12 protein-coding genes are annotated in these 15,557 nt (G+C 46.9%); all 12 read right to left on the bottom strand.

Annotated elements, in window-relative coordinates:
* Window positions 1-262: 262 nt before the first annotated feature.
* The 12 genes from mutT to murD all read right to left on the bottom strand — a co-directional run bounded on the left by mutT (window position 263) and on the right by murD (window position 15,546).
* The gene (gene mutT / locus AC0J2X_RS01035) at window positions 263-643 is read right to left on the bottom strand and encodes an 8-oxo-dGTP diphosphatase MutT (protein ID WP_101565594.1); all 381 of its coding nucleotides are present in this window, start codon (window positions 641-643) and stop codon (window positions 263-265) included.
* Window positions 643-3,351, bottom strand: a complete 2,709-nt coding sequence (gene secA, locus AC0J2X_RS01030; RefSeq protein WP_014980040.1) for a preprotein translocase subunit SecA — start codon at window positions 3,349-3,351, stop codon at window positions 643-645. The genes mutT and secA overlap by 1 nt, the downstream gene beginning before the upstream one ends.
* 181 nt (window positions 3,352-3,532) lie before the next feature.
* Window positions 3,533-4,411 (bottom strand): M23 family metallopeptidase, encoded by an 879-nt coding sequence (locus AC0J2X_RS01025; protein ID WP_014950422.1) that lies wholly within the window; start codon window positions 4,409-4,411, stop codon window positions 3,533-3,535.
* 208 nt (window positions 4,412-4,619) lie between these two features.
* Entirely contained in the window at window positions 4,620-5,531 is a 912-nt protein-coding gene (gene lpxC / locus AC0J2X_RS01020) for a UDP-3-O-acyl-N-acetylglucosamine deacetylase (protein WP_394221391.1), read from the bottom strand.
* Window positions 5,532-5,745: 214 nt separating this feature from the next.
* Window positions 5,746-6,912 (bottom strand): cell division protein FtsZ, encoded by a 1,167-nt coding sequence (ftsZ, locus tag AC0J2X_RS01015; RefSeq protein ID WP_014980042.1) that lies wholly within the window; start codon window positions 6,910-6,912, stop codon window positions 5,746-5,748.
* A gap of 108 nt (window positions 6,913-7,020) precedes the next feature.
* Entirely contained in the window at window positions 7,021-8,250 is a 1,230-nt protein-coding gene (gene ftsA / locus AC0J2X_RS01010; protein WP_014980043.1) for a cell division protein FtsA, read from the bottom strand.
* A 7-nt stretch (window positions 8,251-8,257) separates the two neighbouring features.
* The gene (locus tag AC0J2X_RS01005) at window positions 8,258-9,028 is read right to left on the bottom strand and encodes a cell division protein FtsQ/DivIB (protein WP_014977223.1); all 771 of its coding nucleotides are present in this window, start codon (window positions 9,026-9,028) and stop codon (window positions 8,258-8,260) included.
* 2 nt (window positions 9,029-9,030) lie between these two features.
* Window positions 9,031-10,014: a D-alanine--D-alanine ligase gene (locus tag AC0J2X_RS01000; RefSeq protein WP_014950427.1), complete on the bottom strand. Its 984-nt coding sequence runs from the start codon at window positions 10,012-10,014 to the stop codon at window positions 9,031-9,033.
* A gap of 1 nt (window position 10,015) precedes the next feature.
* Entirely contained in the window at window positions 10,016-11,461 is a 1,446-nt protein-coding gene (murC, locus tag AC0J2X_RS00995; protein WP_014950428.1) for a UDP-N-acetylmuramate--L-alanine ligase, read from the bottom strand.
* Window positions 11,461-12,603 carry an undecaprenyldiphospho-muramoylpentapeptide beta-N-acetylglucosaminyltransferase gene (gene murG / locus AC0J2X_RS00990; RefSeq protein ID WP_472995684.1) on the bottom strand — a complete coding sequence of 381 codons (1,143 nt, stop codon included), beginning with the start codon at window positions 12,601-12,603 and terminating at the stop codon, window positions 11,461-11,463. Before murG ends, murC begins: the two co-directional genes overlap by 1 nt.
* A complete protein-coding gene (gene ftsW / locus AC0J2X_RS00985) occupies window positions 12,596-14,020 on the bottom strand; it encodes a cell division protein FtsW (protein WP_472995683.1) in 1,425 nt (474 codons plus the stop codon). Before ftsW ends, murG begins: the two co-directional genes overlap by 8 nt.
* The gene (gene murD / locus AC0J2X_RS00980; RefSeq protein WP_472995682.1) at window positions 14,017-15,546 is read right to left on the bottom strand and encodes a UDP-N-acetylmuramoyl-L-alanine--D-glutamate ligase; all 1,530 of its coding nucleotides are present in this window, start codon (window positions 15,544-15,546) and stop codon (window positions 14,017-14,019) included. Before murD ends, ftsW begins: the two co-directional genes overlap by 4 nt.
* Window positions 15,547-15,557 lie beyond the last annotated feature (11 nt).

The raw sequence follows: 15,557 nt of genomic DNA, 5'->3' as shown, positions 1-15,557 counted from the left end.
CCGTAGAAACATAATTCAACGGCAAAATGACGCAAATGTCATAAATGACACTTTTTTACATATCAATATAAAATCAAAAACTTATATACGTGTGTTCTAGAAAGATGATGCTAGCGACTTTGTCAAAGTACAATAGTCTAATGCGCTTCTGAGGATTGAGATTAATTTTCAAAAAAATTACCGAGGAATTAGCAACTTATACTTAGGTATAAGAAAAAAGCGGCTGAACGCCGCTTCACTTTGTACGGTGGATAACGCAGAACTATTGTAAAGCGTTAATTATGGGAACGTTTGCTTCAGGAAAGTCAGAGGCGTTTAGTGACGTTACCTTGACCCACCGCGACTGTTGGCCTTCTTTGCCGTGCGGCTCGCCGGTAAAATCACACACGCGATGAACATCTAGTTTAACTTGCTTGTCGCCGTAATCATGGGTGATCACAATCACAGGCTCGCTGCGGTTCACAATAATCCCAACTTCTTCAGCAAGCTCTCGCTTCAGCGCCTGTAGAACAGTCTCACCGTCTTCTACTTTGCCGCCGGGAAATTCCCATTTTCCGCCCTGATGAACATTGTCAGGGCGAAGAGTAATGAATATTTCATCGCCGCGGGCGATAACGCCCACAGCAACATGTACTACTTTCATTACTTGAGCTTGCCGTGACACTGCTTATATTTTTTACCAGAGCCACAAGGACATGGGTCATTACGGCCCACTTTCGCACCTTCGCGAACTTGCGTACGTACTTTGTCACTTGCCTCTTCTGGCGTTGCGTTCGCTTCTTCGTGCTCGAAGTTCTTTGGCACATCGTCAGCTTGACGACGTTGTTCTTCTACTTTTTGCACGTCTTCTTCAGCTTGTACTTTTACACGCGCAAGAATAGTGATCACTTCAACTTTAAGCGCTTCTAACATTTGTGAGAACAAAGCAAACGACTCACGCTTGTATTCTTGCTTAGGATTTTTCTGCGCATAGCCGCGTAAATGAATACCTTGGCGCAGGTGATCCATTGCCGCCAAATGCTCTTTCCAATGGCTGTCTAGGTTTTGAAGCATTACCGCTTTTTCAAACTGGCGCAGTACCTGCTCGCCCACTACCGCTTCTTTCTGCTTATAAGCGTCAACGACTTCGCCAAGAATGCGCTCGCGAAGCTTCTCTTCGTAAAGTTTGTCGTCATTTTCAAGCCAGGTCTTGATTGGCAAGTCTACGGCGAAATCGGCACGCATGCGCTCTTCAAGTCCGCTTACGTCCCACATTTCTTCAAGAGACTGTGGCGGAATGTACTCATCGACAACACTTGAAATAACGTCTTCACGAATAGCCGCGATAGTCTCGCTAATATCGCCTTCATCAAGAAGCTCATTGCGCTGCTCGTAGATGACTTTACGCTGGTCGTTGGCCACATCATCGTATTCAAGCAACTGCTTACGAATGTCGAAGTTACGACCTTCTACTTTGCGCTGTGCATTCTCGATGGCGCGAGTTACCCACGGATGCTCAATGGCTTCACCACGCTCCATACCTAAACGCTTCATCATGTTGCCCATTTTTTCAGAGGCAAAGATACGCATAAGTGCGTCGTCTAATGAAAGGTAGAAACGGCTTGAACCCGGGTCCCCCTGACGGCCCGAACGACCGCGAAGCTGGTTATCAATACGGCGAGACTCGTGACGCTCTGTACCAATAATATGTAAACCACCTGAGGCAAGCACAGCGTCATGGCTTTCTTTCCATTCAGCTTTGATCTTCTCGATTTGCGCTTCAGTTGGATTTTCAATCTTCTCTACTTCTGCCTGCCAGTTACCACCTAACACGATATCGGTACCACGACCTGCCATGTTAGTCGCAATCGTAACCGCGCCTGGCTTACCAGCCTGAGCAACGATATCTGCTTCGTGTTCGTGGAACTTAGCGTTAAGCACTTTATGAGGAATTTTCGACTTCTTAAGAATGCGAGAAATGAGTTCTGAATTCTCGATAGACACAGTACCCACAAGCGTAGGTTGACCGCGTTTAACGCACTCTTTAATGTCTTCAACAATGGCTTCGTATTTTTCTTCTGCCGTTAGGTAGATGAGGTCAGCCATATCTTTACGCTGCATAGGACGGTTTGTCGGAATAACTACCGTTTCTAAGCCGTAAATATGGTTAAATTCGAAGGCTTCTGTATCTGCTGTACCTGTCATACCCGCAAGCTTGTTATACAAGCGGAAGTAATTCTGGAAGGTAATTGACGCAAGGGTTTGGTTTTCGTTTTGAATACGAACCCCTTCTTTCGCTTCTACAGCTTGGTGCAGACCTTCAGACCAGCGACGGCCTTCCATCGTACGACCCGTATGCTCGTCAACAATAACGATTTGGTCTTCTTTAACGATGTAGTCTACGTCTTTAGCAAACAACTTGTGTGCACGAAGCGCAGCGTTAATATGATGAAGCAGTGAAATATTACCTGCAGCAAACAGCGACTCGCCTTCAGGTAGCATGCCCTCTTGTTGAAGAATTTCCTCAACGTGAATTTGACCGCGCTCGGTAAGATGAATTTGTTTTGCCTTAAGGTCAATCGTGTAGTCACCATCGCCCTCTTGACCTTCTTCATCTTCTTTTTCTTGCTGAACAAGTTTAGGAATAATGGTGTTGATGCGGCGATACAGCTCTGAGCTATCTTCGGCCTGACCAGAAATAATAAGTGGTGTACGGGCTTCGTCGATAAGAATTGAGTCAACTTCATCCACTACCGCATAGTTAAGCGGGCGCTGTACGCGGTCTTGTGGGCTAAATGCCATATTGTCACGAAGGTAGTCAAAACCAAATTCGTTGTTCGTCCCATAGGTTACGTCAGCTTGATAAGCTTCACGCTTTTGCTGCGGCGACATACCAGGTACGTTACAGCCCACACGCATACCTAGGTAAGTAAATAACTGGTTACTCCACTCAGCATCACGACGAGCAAGGTAATCGTTCACAGTAACAACGTGAACCCCTTTGCCAGACAAAGCATTAAGGTAAGTTGGCAAGGTAGCAGTAAGCGTCTTACCTTCACCCGTGCGCATTTCTGAAATTTTACCTTGGTGAAGTACTTGACCGCCTAGCATCTGAACGTCGAAGTGACGCATGCCGTATACGCGTTTACTTGCTTCACGCACCGTAGCGAAGGCCTCTACAAGAATATCGTCAAGGGTTTCACCCTTTTCAATGCGCGCTTTAAATTCGTCTGTCTTAGCCTTTAGCGCCTCATCGGAAAGCTTTTCAAATTCTGCTTCCAGTGCATTGATGGCATCTACGTTTTTGCGTAATTTTTTTAATAGTCGGTCGTTTCTACTACCGAATACTTTTCGAAGGATGCTTGAAAACATTAGCTTTATTATTCCACTACTTGTCGAGGCGCCGCACAATGTGCACAGCTAAATTAAACGTATAAAACACAACGGTAACCACGTTGTGTTTTGCGATGTTCTAAAATTATGCTTCTTCGTTTTAGATGACTTTTAATAAGTAAAGGCACCGTCTACGAGAATTACCTGGCTGCTACCTACGCTACTTTTTGTAGACAAAAGGCAGAGGATCGACTTGTTTTCCGTTTCTTATTACTTCGTAGTGAACATGAACGCCAGTTGAGCGCCCAGTATTGCCCATTTTAGCGATAGGTTCCCCTTTGGTTACCACGTCGCCTATTGAGACAGTAAGGGTGTCGTTATGCCCATAGCGGGTAACAAAACCATCACCGTGATCAATTTCTACAAGTTGGCCATAGCCGTAGCGATCACCAGCCCAGGTCACAATACCTGCGGCAGTTGCCACTACGTTTTCCCCTGCCTTACCAGCGAAATCTAGCCCTTTGTGCATAGTTGGTTCGCCAGTAAACGGGTCGGCCCGCATACCATAATAAGAAGACAACCACCCTGACTCTATCGGACGACCAGATAATTGGCTCTGTTCGTGGATATGGTGACCCCTGACCAAACTTTCAAGCATAGACAACTGTTGAGACTTCAAATCGAGTGATTGCTCTAGTTTGGCTATTTCGTGAAGGATGGGATCGTCTTGAAGGTTATCCGGTATCGATACCGGTACGAAAGCGTCCAGGTCAGCCGCTGACATACCTAATTCTGTTGCGATTTGCTTACCTTTCTCGTCCAGCAGGGTAGCCTGCGCAGATAACTCTGCGACGTGAGAAAGCAAAGCTTGTAATTTGACCGTTGTTTGCTGTTTTAACGCTTCAACGTCTTTTTGTCGTTCGTTGACTTCAGTCTGTGCCAAACGAACTCGTGCAATATCTTCTGATACCGATTCTGTTGAACGGCTCGACACTAGCATAAAAATAGACGAGAGCACGGTTGCGCTCACAAGCGTACGGACACTAATACTGTGCCTATAGCGTTTATTTTTACCAGCGAGTGTAATTGTTAGTTTCATACCACGAAGAAAATTGCTGTTTCACGCCACTCTTTTCATACCACTTCATACAACGATGAATGTGTTTTTAGCCAAAGGCGATAACCTTCAACCTATAGTTTTTATGTCACATGGGTGAAATTTATATTAATTATTCGGCTACTGTATCATTTATTTCAGTAAATGCCATACGAAAAAAAGCCGCCCGTAAGGCGGCTTTTTAAAATTCTTACGCTAATGCGGGCTGAGCATAACGAATTGGTGCTGTTTCCTGCGAGTCGTAGGTCACGAACTCCCAACACTCTTTTTGCGCAAGTACTGCATTTAATAGCTTGTTATTCAGACCATGGCCTGTTTTGTACGCACGCAATTCACCAATTAGACTATGGCCACCAAGGTATAAGTCACCGATAGCATCCAAAATCTTATGCTTTAAGAACTCATCGTCGTAGCGCAATCCTTCAGGGTTGAGTACGCGGAATTCGTCCAACGCCACTGCGTTTTCCATGCTGCCACCCAACGCTAGGTTGTTAGCATTCATGTACTCTAAGTCGCGCATAAAACCAAAAGTTCGTGCACGGCTAACTTCGCTTACATATGAGCATGAATCAAAATCCATCACCATATGCTGACGAGTTTGACTGATCACTGGGTGCTCGAAGTCAATTTGGAAATCAACGCGGAAACCGTCGTAAGGCACTAATTCGGCCCACTTATCGCCATCTTCTACACGAACTGGCTTTTTAATACGAATAAATTGCTTAGGCGCGTTTAGCTCTTCGATACCGGCAGATTGAAGCAAGAATACGAACGGGCTAGCACTTCCGTCCATAATTGGCAGCTCGTTACTGTCTACTTCAACAATAATATTGTCGATACCTAAACCTGCAAGCGCAGACGCTAAGTGTTCTACCGTTTGGATAGTCACACCGTCTTCGTTGTTCAGGCACGTACACAGCATGGTATTACCTACCGCGTTCGCACGCGAAGGTATGTCAACATGTGGTTCAAGGTCAACACGCCTAAACACGATACCCGTGTTTGCTGGCGCAGGTCGGAGAGTCATTGTGACCTTTTCCCCTTTATGAAGCCCAATTCCGGTCTCTTGGACCGATTGCTTGATTGTACGTTGTCTAATCATCTGCTTAAGCTTTTACCTATTAAAAAAAAGCGGGCGCGAATTATAGTGAGTTATTACTCACATGTCAAAAAACACCCGATCTGACGGATTTTACTCTGTCAGATTACGTATTTTGTTAATCCATTCACGCGAATCTTTCACGTCGTGTATGTACACCTTACTAAGTAAGACATCACAAACGCGAAATAATTCCCTTCCGTTTCAGGCAGCTAAATTAGTCTGCCTGCTTACGAAGAAATGCAGGAATATCTAAATATTCCAAATCATTTTCTGGCTGTGCACTGTCGTCGGCCTTCAGCGCCTGATTGCCCTCTGTACCGCCTACTGCAGAACGTGGTTCACTTGATTGCGTGTTACCGTATTCTTTTGCAGGCTGTGTTAGACGAGAGCCTTCAGAGCTTACTAGCGAAATGTCAGGCTTGCGCTCTGCGCCAATACCGGTTGCAACAACCGTTACGCGAAGCTCGTCTGTCATTTCCATATCGATTACTGTACCCACAACCACCGTGGCGTTCTCTGAAGCAAACGCTTTAACGGCGTTACCAACAGTCTCAAACTCGTCGATGGCGAAATCTGGACCCGCAGTGATATTCACAAGAATACCGCGCGCGCCTGACAAATCGATATCTTCAAGAAGCGGGCTGGCAATCGCGGCTTCAGCAGCTTCTTCAGCACGGTCTGGACCGCTTGCAGCGCCACTACCCATCATCGCTTTACCCATCTCAGACATAACGGTACGTACGTCTGCGAAGTCAACGTTGATTAGACCAGGACGGGTAATCAGTTCGGCAATACCTTGAACTGCACCGCGTAATACGTCATTTGCAGCGCTAAACGCTTGAAGAAGCGGCGTGCCTGGACCCATTACTTTTAACAACTTTTCATTAGGAATGGTAATTAGCGAGTCAACGTTGTTAGACAACTCAACAATGCCCTGTTCCGCAAACGAGGTGCGTTTTTTACCTTCAAATGGGAATGGCTTAGTAACTACCGCTACCGTAAGGATGCCCATTTCGCGAGCAATCTTTGCCACTTCTGGCGCTGCGCCCGTTCCTGTACCACCGCCCATACCGGCAGTGATGAAAACCATATCAGCACCGTCTAGCGCCTGACGAATGGTTTCTCTGTCTTCTTGTGCTGCTTCTCGACCAATGTTCGGATCAGCACCCGCACCTAACCCTTTTGTTACACTTGAGCCAATTTGAAGTGTAACGTCTGCACTTGAGCTGCGAAGCACCTGTGCATCGGTGTTAACTGCAATAAATTCTACGCCTTCAATGCTTTGAGACACCATGTGCTCAACGGCATTGCCGCCGCCGCCACCGACACCGATGACTTTGATTACGGCTTCTTCGCCGTGACTATCCATTAATTCGAACATACTTACTCTCCGGTTGTACGTCTTTTAAACACTACGCCAGGTCATTCCCTTAGGCTAATTGCTTCCTGCTAGCCTTGATGCCGTAGCTATAGCGCCCCCAAAATAAAATTAAAATTCACCTTTAAACCAGCTTTGCACTCGATGAAATAAGCTTTCACCGGTCTTCTGCGTACTGGACTTCTTATTGTCAGATTGTACTTTGCCATATTGCAGCAGTCCTACGACTGTCGCAAATCCAGCGTCATCAACATATTCGGACAAGCCTTTTACGTTGATGGGTTTGCCCACGCGCACGGGCATCTGGAAAAGTTCTTCGGCAAATTCCACGGCACCTTCCATCTTAGCGGTACCGCCTGTAAGCACAAGGCCTGCAGCGATTTGCTCTTCCAGACCGCTGGCACGAATTTCATCATGTACCAGCTCAAAAAGCTCTTGATAGCGAGGTTCAATCACCTCAGCTAACGTATGGCGAGACATCACTCTAGCTGGGCGTCCGCCCACACTAGGCACTTCAATGCTGTCTTCCATACTCACCATATCCTTCAATGCACAGGCGTAATTCACCTTAATTTCTTCTGCATTGCTAATAGGCGTTCTAAATATTTTAGCAATGTCGCTGGTAATTTGATTACCCGCAACCGGTATTACCGCCGTGTGGCGAATAGCGCCATCGGTGTAGATAACCATATCCATAGTACCACCGCCGATATCAACCACACACACGCCAAGCTCGCGCTCGTCGTCAGTCAGTACCGCATAACTTGATGCCAACGCTGAAAAGATCAGCTGATCGGCATTAAGTTCACAACGCTCAACACATTTCACCATGTTTTTCGCCATATCGTCGGCACAGGTAATAATGTGAGCATCCGCTTCCATTCTTACTCCCGACATGCCAATAGGGTTCTTAATCCCTTCCTGCACATCAATAGTAAATTCTTGTGGTAACACGTGTAGTAGACGACGTTCCGCTGCAATTGGCACACTGCGCGCTGCATGAATAACGTTATCTACATCTTCTTGTGTTACTTCCTGATTGTTAATCGGTACCATGCCATTTTCATTTTGGCACTTAACGTGTCGTCCCGAGATAGACATAAAAACTGAAGACACACGGCAATCTGCCATTAACTCCATCTCGTTTACTGCACGCTGGACCGATTTCACCACTAGGTTCAAATCGTTAACGCCGCCCTTATCCATGCCTTTCGATGCATGGGTGCCCACGCCAACAATACTGATTTGATCATCTTCTAGTAATTCACCCACAACAGCTTTTACTTGGCTGGTGCCGATATCTAGTCCTACAATCAAATTGCGTTCAGCAGGTTTTGACATGGTTTCCTTAACTCTCTTCATCTGTGGCGCTGTCGTCTTTCCATCCGACTGCTACGCCCGTGTCATAGCGAAGGTCGACGTATTTCACCGCCTTCTCTTGTTGCGCCAAAAGTGGATAAACATCAATAAAGCGTTGTAGCCTATCGATAAACTCCTGACGTCCTAAATTCAATTTAATGCCGTTTTTCAACTGCACTTGCCATGCAAATCGCTCGCTTAAGGATAGCTCGTCTAACGTCATATCCGTCGTCGCAATCAACGCGTGCATGGCGTTGTAGCCTTCAAGGGCGGTTTTTTCGCTGCCACCCGGGCCGTAAAGGCGCGGTAAGTCTAACTTCACGCCTTCGTCGTTAAACGTATCGCCATAAGGGTTTAACAACAAATCTTCATTCCATTGCGCAACTGGCTGCTGCTCAACCAAATAGATTTTTAACGTATTTGGCCACTTCTTTCTTACTGACGCGCGATAAACCCAAGGCTGCGCTTCAACAAGCTCAAATACTTCGTTGACGTCAAGCGCGAAAAAGCTTCCAGGCTGCGCCTTGCGTATTAACCGCTCTAGCTTGGTAATATCGATGTGCTGATAATCACCAGAAAAATCGATAACCTGTACCGGCATTTGCTGTTCATCCTGCAAATACTGATTTGCTTTAAGCCCACCAAACACTAATCCTGCAATAACAAACAGTAAGAAAGCGACGCCGCCCCACACTGCCGTTTTACTTTTGCCGCTCTTTGCAGAAGCGGGCTTACCTTGATTAGTATTGGTATCTGCCACGTTTACGCCTTGTTTGCAACGTCATCAAAACTGGTAGAAAGAATACTTAATACCAGTTCATCAAAAGTTAATCCTGCAACTTTGGCTGCCTTAGGCACCAAACTTTTTTCTGTCATGCCAGGCACTGTGTTCGCCTCTAGCAAATAAAACTGCCTTTGGTTGTCCTGCATAACGTCAATTCTACCCCAGCCGCTGCCAGAAATAGCATCAAAAGCACGGGATGCTAGTTTTGCTAGCTGTGCTTCTTGCTCTTCAGACAAGCCGCTTGGGCAATAGTATTCTGTTGTATTATCCTGATATTTCGCAGCATAATCATAGAATGTATGTGGAGTAGACATGCGAATAGACGGCAACGCCTGTCCCTGCAATACAGAAACAGTGAATTCGGGGCCATCTATATACTGCTCTAACAGGACTTGATTATCGTATTTAAAGGCGTCCTGAATGGCAGTTTCGAGCTGTTTAGCGCTTGTCACTCTCGCCATGCCAATACTCGACCCTTCTCTGGCCGGTTTTACCATGACTTCATTCCCCAATTTATCCATTATAGCGCTGCACTTACCAGCTTCAAAGTGCCTTTTATCAGCAATTTCATATTTTGCAGTGGGTAAGCCTAAACTTTGCCACACTTGCTTAGTATGAATTTTGTCCATTGCCAGCGCAGAACCTAAAACTCGGCTTCCCGTGTAGGGGATTTTTAGGAATTGAAGGGCTCCTTGCATAGAGCCATCTTCACCACCGCGACCGTGCAGCATAATGAGCGCTCTATCGACGTTAAGGTCGATAAGGTCGGTCAGAGGTCGCTCTGCTGGGTCAAACGCAAACGCATCTACGCCTTGTCGTAACAATGCATTTAACACCGCATTGCCCGAATTAAGTGATACTTCCCGTTCAGCAGAGTCACCGCCGAGCAGCACAGCTACTTTGCCATACTCGTTCGGCGAGTGGGTTTTCTGTGAGTGAATACTTACTGAAGGTGTAAACATCTTATTCCCCTTCCTTTGCAAGTGTGATCGGCTCTAGCGCGTGACGAGCTAAGAGCTTAGCAATTTGTCCGATGTTGCCCGCCCCTTGGGTCATAACGATGTCGCCATCTTGCATGATATTCGCCAAAATAGCTGGTAAGGCGTCTTTGTCACCTACGTACACAGGCTCTATTTGACCGCGCTGACGAATGGAACGGCATAGCGCTTTACTGTCAGCACCTTCAATAGGTTGTTCACTGGCAGCATATACATCAAGAAGCAACAGTGCATCAACGCTCGACAGTACCTCAACAAAGTCTTCGTAAAGGTCGCGGGTGCGCGTAAAGCGATGTGGCTGGTAAACCATAACCAAGCGCTTATCAGGCCAGTTTGCACGAGCCGCAGCGATAGTCGCCCTTACTTCGGTTGGGTGGTGACCATAGTCATCGACTAAACACACCTCGCCCTTACTGGTAGTAAACGTACCTAGCTGCTCGAAACGACGACCTATGCCGCCAAAACTAGCTAGTGCGCGAATGATAGCGTCGTCATCTACACCTTCATCCGTTGCTACAGCGATAGCAGCAAGCGCATTAAGCACATTGTGGTTACCGGTGAGGTTCAGCGTTATATCTAACGGTTCGCGTTCTGGGCGAATAACCGTAAAATTCGCTTTACCGAATGACAGTGAAACATTTTCTGCGCGATAGTCATTGTGAGATTCAAAACCGTAGGTCAGAATACTTCGGCCTATACGAGGGCGAATCTCTTGAATATTTGCATCGTCACCGCACACGATGGCCTGCCCGTAAAAGGGTAGGTTCGACAAGAAATCAACAAAGGTATCTTTCACCTTTGAGAAATCGCCACCATAAGTATCCATATGGTCGGCTTCAATATTGGTCACCACGGAAACCATCGGCTGCAAGTGAAGGAAGGACGCATCGCTCTCGTCAGCCTCTGCTATAAGATAACGGCTTTTACCCAAACGCGCATTTGTACCAGCACTGTTAAGCAAACCGCCGATAACAAACGTAGGGTCATACTCCGCTTCTGCGAAAATCGTTGAAATTAAACTGGTTGTGGTAGTTTTGCCGTGGGTACCCGCCACCGCAATACCGTGGCGGAATCGCATCAATTCTGCCAGCATTTCTGCACGGCGAATAATCGGAATGCGCTTTTCACGAGCCACGATAATCTCTGGGTTTTGCTCGTTGATGGCGCTAGACACCACAATAACGTCCATGCCTTCAACATTTTCCGCACGGTGGCCTATTTTCACATCAGCACCTAATTCGCTTAGCCGCTGTGTCATTGGCCCTTCTTGAATGTCAGAGCCAGCAATAGCATAACCTTCGTTTAATAATACTTCGGCAATACCACCCATACCGGCACCGCCGATACCAATAAAGAATATATTTTTAACCCTGCGCATTTGCGGGCTTTCAAATGGGGTTTTAAAAACCATTAGTCCCCTACTCCTACCACGCTTTTAACGTGGCTTACTACATTTTCCGTGGCATGAGTGCTTGCACATGTTTTCGCAACAGCACCCATCTTTAAGCAGCCTTCAGGGTGTTGTAACCACTGACGCACCGCCTGCCCTAAATTTTCTTTTAATACAGATTGAGCAATCATCAGTGCCGCATTTTGCTTAACTAACGACTGCGCATTTTTTGTTTGGTGATCGTCAACCGCAAAAGGTAGCGGTACGAAAATCGCTGCGCGTCCGGCAGCTGCAACTTCACTTACCGTAAGCGCACCGGCTCTACAGACAACAAAGTCTGCCCATTCATAAGCTGCGGCCATGTCATCAATAAAGTCACTGACATCGATTTTCGACATATCTGCGCCCACCGACATATATGCCTGCGAAACACCTTCACTGTTACCTTTTCCGCACTGGTGCTTTATCGATAAGCTTTCCAATACACCGCATGTTTCAGGCACAGTTTCATTCAGTATTTGAGCGCCTAAACTTCCGCCAACCACAAGCATATTTAAACCTTTCTTGTACCCACTGGTGTTTCCAAGAGGGTTTTCAAGATTGTTAGTATTAGCGTCTGCGTCAATGTCTACAGATTTGGGCTTCACCTGCCAAATTTCATCACGAACAGGATTGCCCACAGTATGCACCTTAGTAGCGCCACCTGAAAATTGTTCTTTGGCATCGTCAAAGCCCAGAAGCACGCGACTTGCGAATTTACTAAGAAGCTTATTGGTCATGCCTGCCGCTGCATTTTGTTCATGCACAATAACGGGAATACCTAAGCTTTTTGCAGCAACCCCACCAGGGCCGCTAGCGTAACCGCCAAACCCAACAACGATATCAGGTTGAAGGCGCTTTATAATTCGCCTTGCAGAAAATAAGCTTTTAACTAACGCAACAGCACCTTCGAAGCGTGCTGCTATTCCTTTACCACGAAGCCCTTTTACCGGAATAAAGTGAATAGGTATGTCGTGCTTAGGCACAACTTGCGCTTCCATCCGCTCGGCGGTGCCTAGCCAATGAATGTCCCAACCTTCCTTTCGAAGCGCGTTTGCCACTGCAAGGCCTGGGAAAACATGCCCGCCCGTACCGCCAGCCATAATTAAGCAACGCTTAGCCATTATCAGCCTCCTGCGCTACCCGCGCGAGTATAGCTTTAATGCCAGCTTTTCCTTCATCTTCTGCACTTGATGTTTTGGCGCTAGGTTTAGCTTCAACCGTCGCTGTAGAAAAATCCGCTTCATCGGCTCCGCTCTCTACACTTGCCTCACCTTCAACTTGTGACGCTTTAGTTTGCGACGTGCTTGTAGGAATAGGCTTTTTACGGCGGGCCTTGCTCTTACCGGATTTACTGTCGCCCCGGCCAATCGCCTGTACGCCATCAACCCGTAATTCAAAATCGATACGAAGTAATATGGCTACTGCTACTGACATGATGATAAGTGACGAGCCGCCGTAACTAACTAACGGCAGTGTTAACCCTTTGGTTGGCAGGATACCCGCGCTTGCACCAATATTTACCGCAGTTTGGAAACTGAACCAGATGCCTATGCTGTAAGCCATGTAACCATCAAACGCTCGCCCTTTTTCAAGTGCCTTATTTCCAATGCTCAGCGCACGCAACACCATCCACAAAATTAGGCCGAGTACGGCAAGCACACCAACAAAGCCTAACTCTTCCGCTAAGATGGCCATAACAAAGTCAGTGTGTGCTTCGGGTAAGAATTCCAGTTTTTGCAAACTATTGCCTAGGCCTTGCCCAAACCAGTTACCGCGGCCATAGGCCATCAAAGACTGGGTTAGCTGATAACCAGCGCCAAACGGATCAGCCCAAGGGTCTAAAAAGGAGGTAACCCGTTTCATTCGGTATTCTTCAAACACGATAAGCGCTACAACCGCCAATATGCCTGCAAACACCAGTGCGAAGAACTGCCAAAGTCGTGCACCCGCTAAAAACAGCAAGCCAATCGTGGTTGCAAACATCACAACGACGGTACCTAAGTCTGGCTGTAGCAGTAATAGCATCGCTAACGCAAAGAACACGACAAGGGGTTTAATAAATCCTTTTAGATTTTCGGTCACTTCTTCGTAGCGGCGAACCAGATAACCCGCCAAATAGGCAAAGAAAAAGAGCTTAGCAGGCTCGGCAGCTTGAATGGTTATAGGCCCAATCGCCAACCAACGGGTACTCCCGTTTACAGTTCTTCCCACTACCAGAACTGCTAACAATAGCGCGATGGCCGCGAGCAGAAGATAGGGATTGGTCATGCGCCAAAACTGCATGGGCAAATTCAGCACTACCATAGCGGCAACGATCGCCCCAACAATGTAAATACCGTGGCGAATAGCAAAATAGAAGGGGTTGTCGTGCAGCCTATCGGCCACCGGCATCGACGCCGAGGTGACGATAATAATGCCAATACTCATTAGCGCGAGCGCAATTAAGATAAGCGTCACGTCATAGGGGTGCGTTGCCGAAGGTTGTCCGTCGTGCTTCGCGGCAAATAACGCGCTAAGTTTGGTAGAGGCAGCAATCATGATGTGGCCTCCACAGCGTCGTCGTTCTTACTGTGTAGATTAAGTAGGTCGTGTACATCTTGTTTAAACACATCACCGCGATGCATATAGTTCTTAAACATATCTAAACTTGCACACGCAGGCGAAAGCAGCACAACGTCACCAGGGGCAGCAAGTCTTGTTGCTGCTTTTACGGCGTCTTTCATGGTTGCCACACGAGTAGTATGCGCAAAACTCTTTTCAAACAAGTGTGCATCTTTGCCCAATGCAAACACGTGCGAGACATATTTAGTCAGATAAGGCGAGAGGCTGGCTATATCAGCACCTTTAGCGTCACCACCTGCAATAAGAATCAGCTTTCCTTGTATAGTCGGAGCTAACCCTTCAAGGGCCGCGACGGTGGCGCCAATGTTGGTTGCTTTAGAATCGTCGATATAGCGGATGTCGTTTACACGAGCTATTTCCACACAGCGATGTGGTGCAGATTTAAAACTGTACAAGTGTTTAACCGCGAGCGCTGGCGAAACACCTATCTGAAGGCAAATACCCAATGCAGCCATGATGTTTAGTACGTTATGCATGCCCGCCAAATGAATATCGCTAAGGGCAATAAGCTTTTCGCCATTAAACGTGATGTATAGACTTTGTTCATCGCCAAGCGTACTACCTTCACCGCCAAAAGACGCAATCGCAAATCCTGTGGTCGATTCTCCCAGTCCATATTCAACGATACTTTTTGACGCTAGCGATTCATTAGATATGGCATTAGATACGCCATCAGATTCTGCATTTAATGCAGCATTACCCTTAGCGTCAGCAATAATCTGCTCGTCTGGCGCTACAAACTCACCGTCTCGCCATACAATCGCAGATTTCGCGTTATCAAAAATGCGATGCTTGGCATCGATATAGGCTTCAAGGGTACCGTGACGGTCAAGGTGATCATCGGAAATATTAAGGACAGTAGCAGCTTCGAGCACCAAGCTAGACGTTGTTTCAAGTTGAAAACTTGATAACTCCATCACCACTACGTCTGCATCACTTTGAAGCGCTTCAAGCACAGGGCGACCTACGTTACCCGCTTCAATACTTTTTACGCCGCAGCTTTTGAGCAGATGGTTCACTAATAAAGTAACCGTGGTTTTACCGTTAGAGCCGGTTATACCTACTACGCGCTTAGCTGGCGTAGCATCACTCGTGGAGGCATTTAATCGGGCAAACAATTCCACGTCGCCGATCACCTCAACACCACACTTTTGCGCTAAAACCACTTGTTCAATATTCAGAGCAAGCCCCGGGCTTAACACCAAGGTGTCTACACCATCAAAGTAATCTTCGCTTAGAGCAGTGCAAGTGACCTTCTCCGCCATAAACGCTTGCATGTCAGTATCAATATCAGAATCAGGGTCGGTAACTAGAGTAAAATTAGCACGGGTATCAAATGCTTTAACCGTTGCCTGCTTTTGCAACAAAAAGCGCACGCAAGCCTGACCTGTAACACCTAGGCCACCGACTACATAACTATGCTCACGTACGTTATACGACATTACGATTTATC

It is taken from the genome of Alteromonas sp. R7, assembly GCF_055755235.1.
Note: the sequence above shows the minus strand (reverse complement) of the source record. Positions and strands in the feature narration are given on the sequence as shown.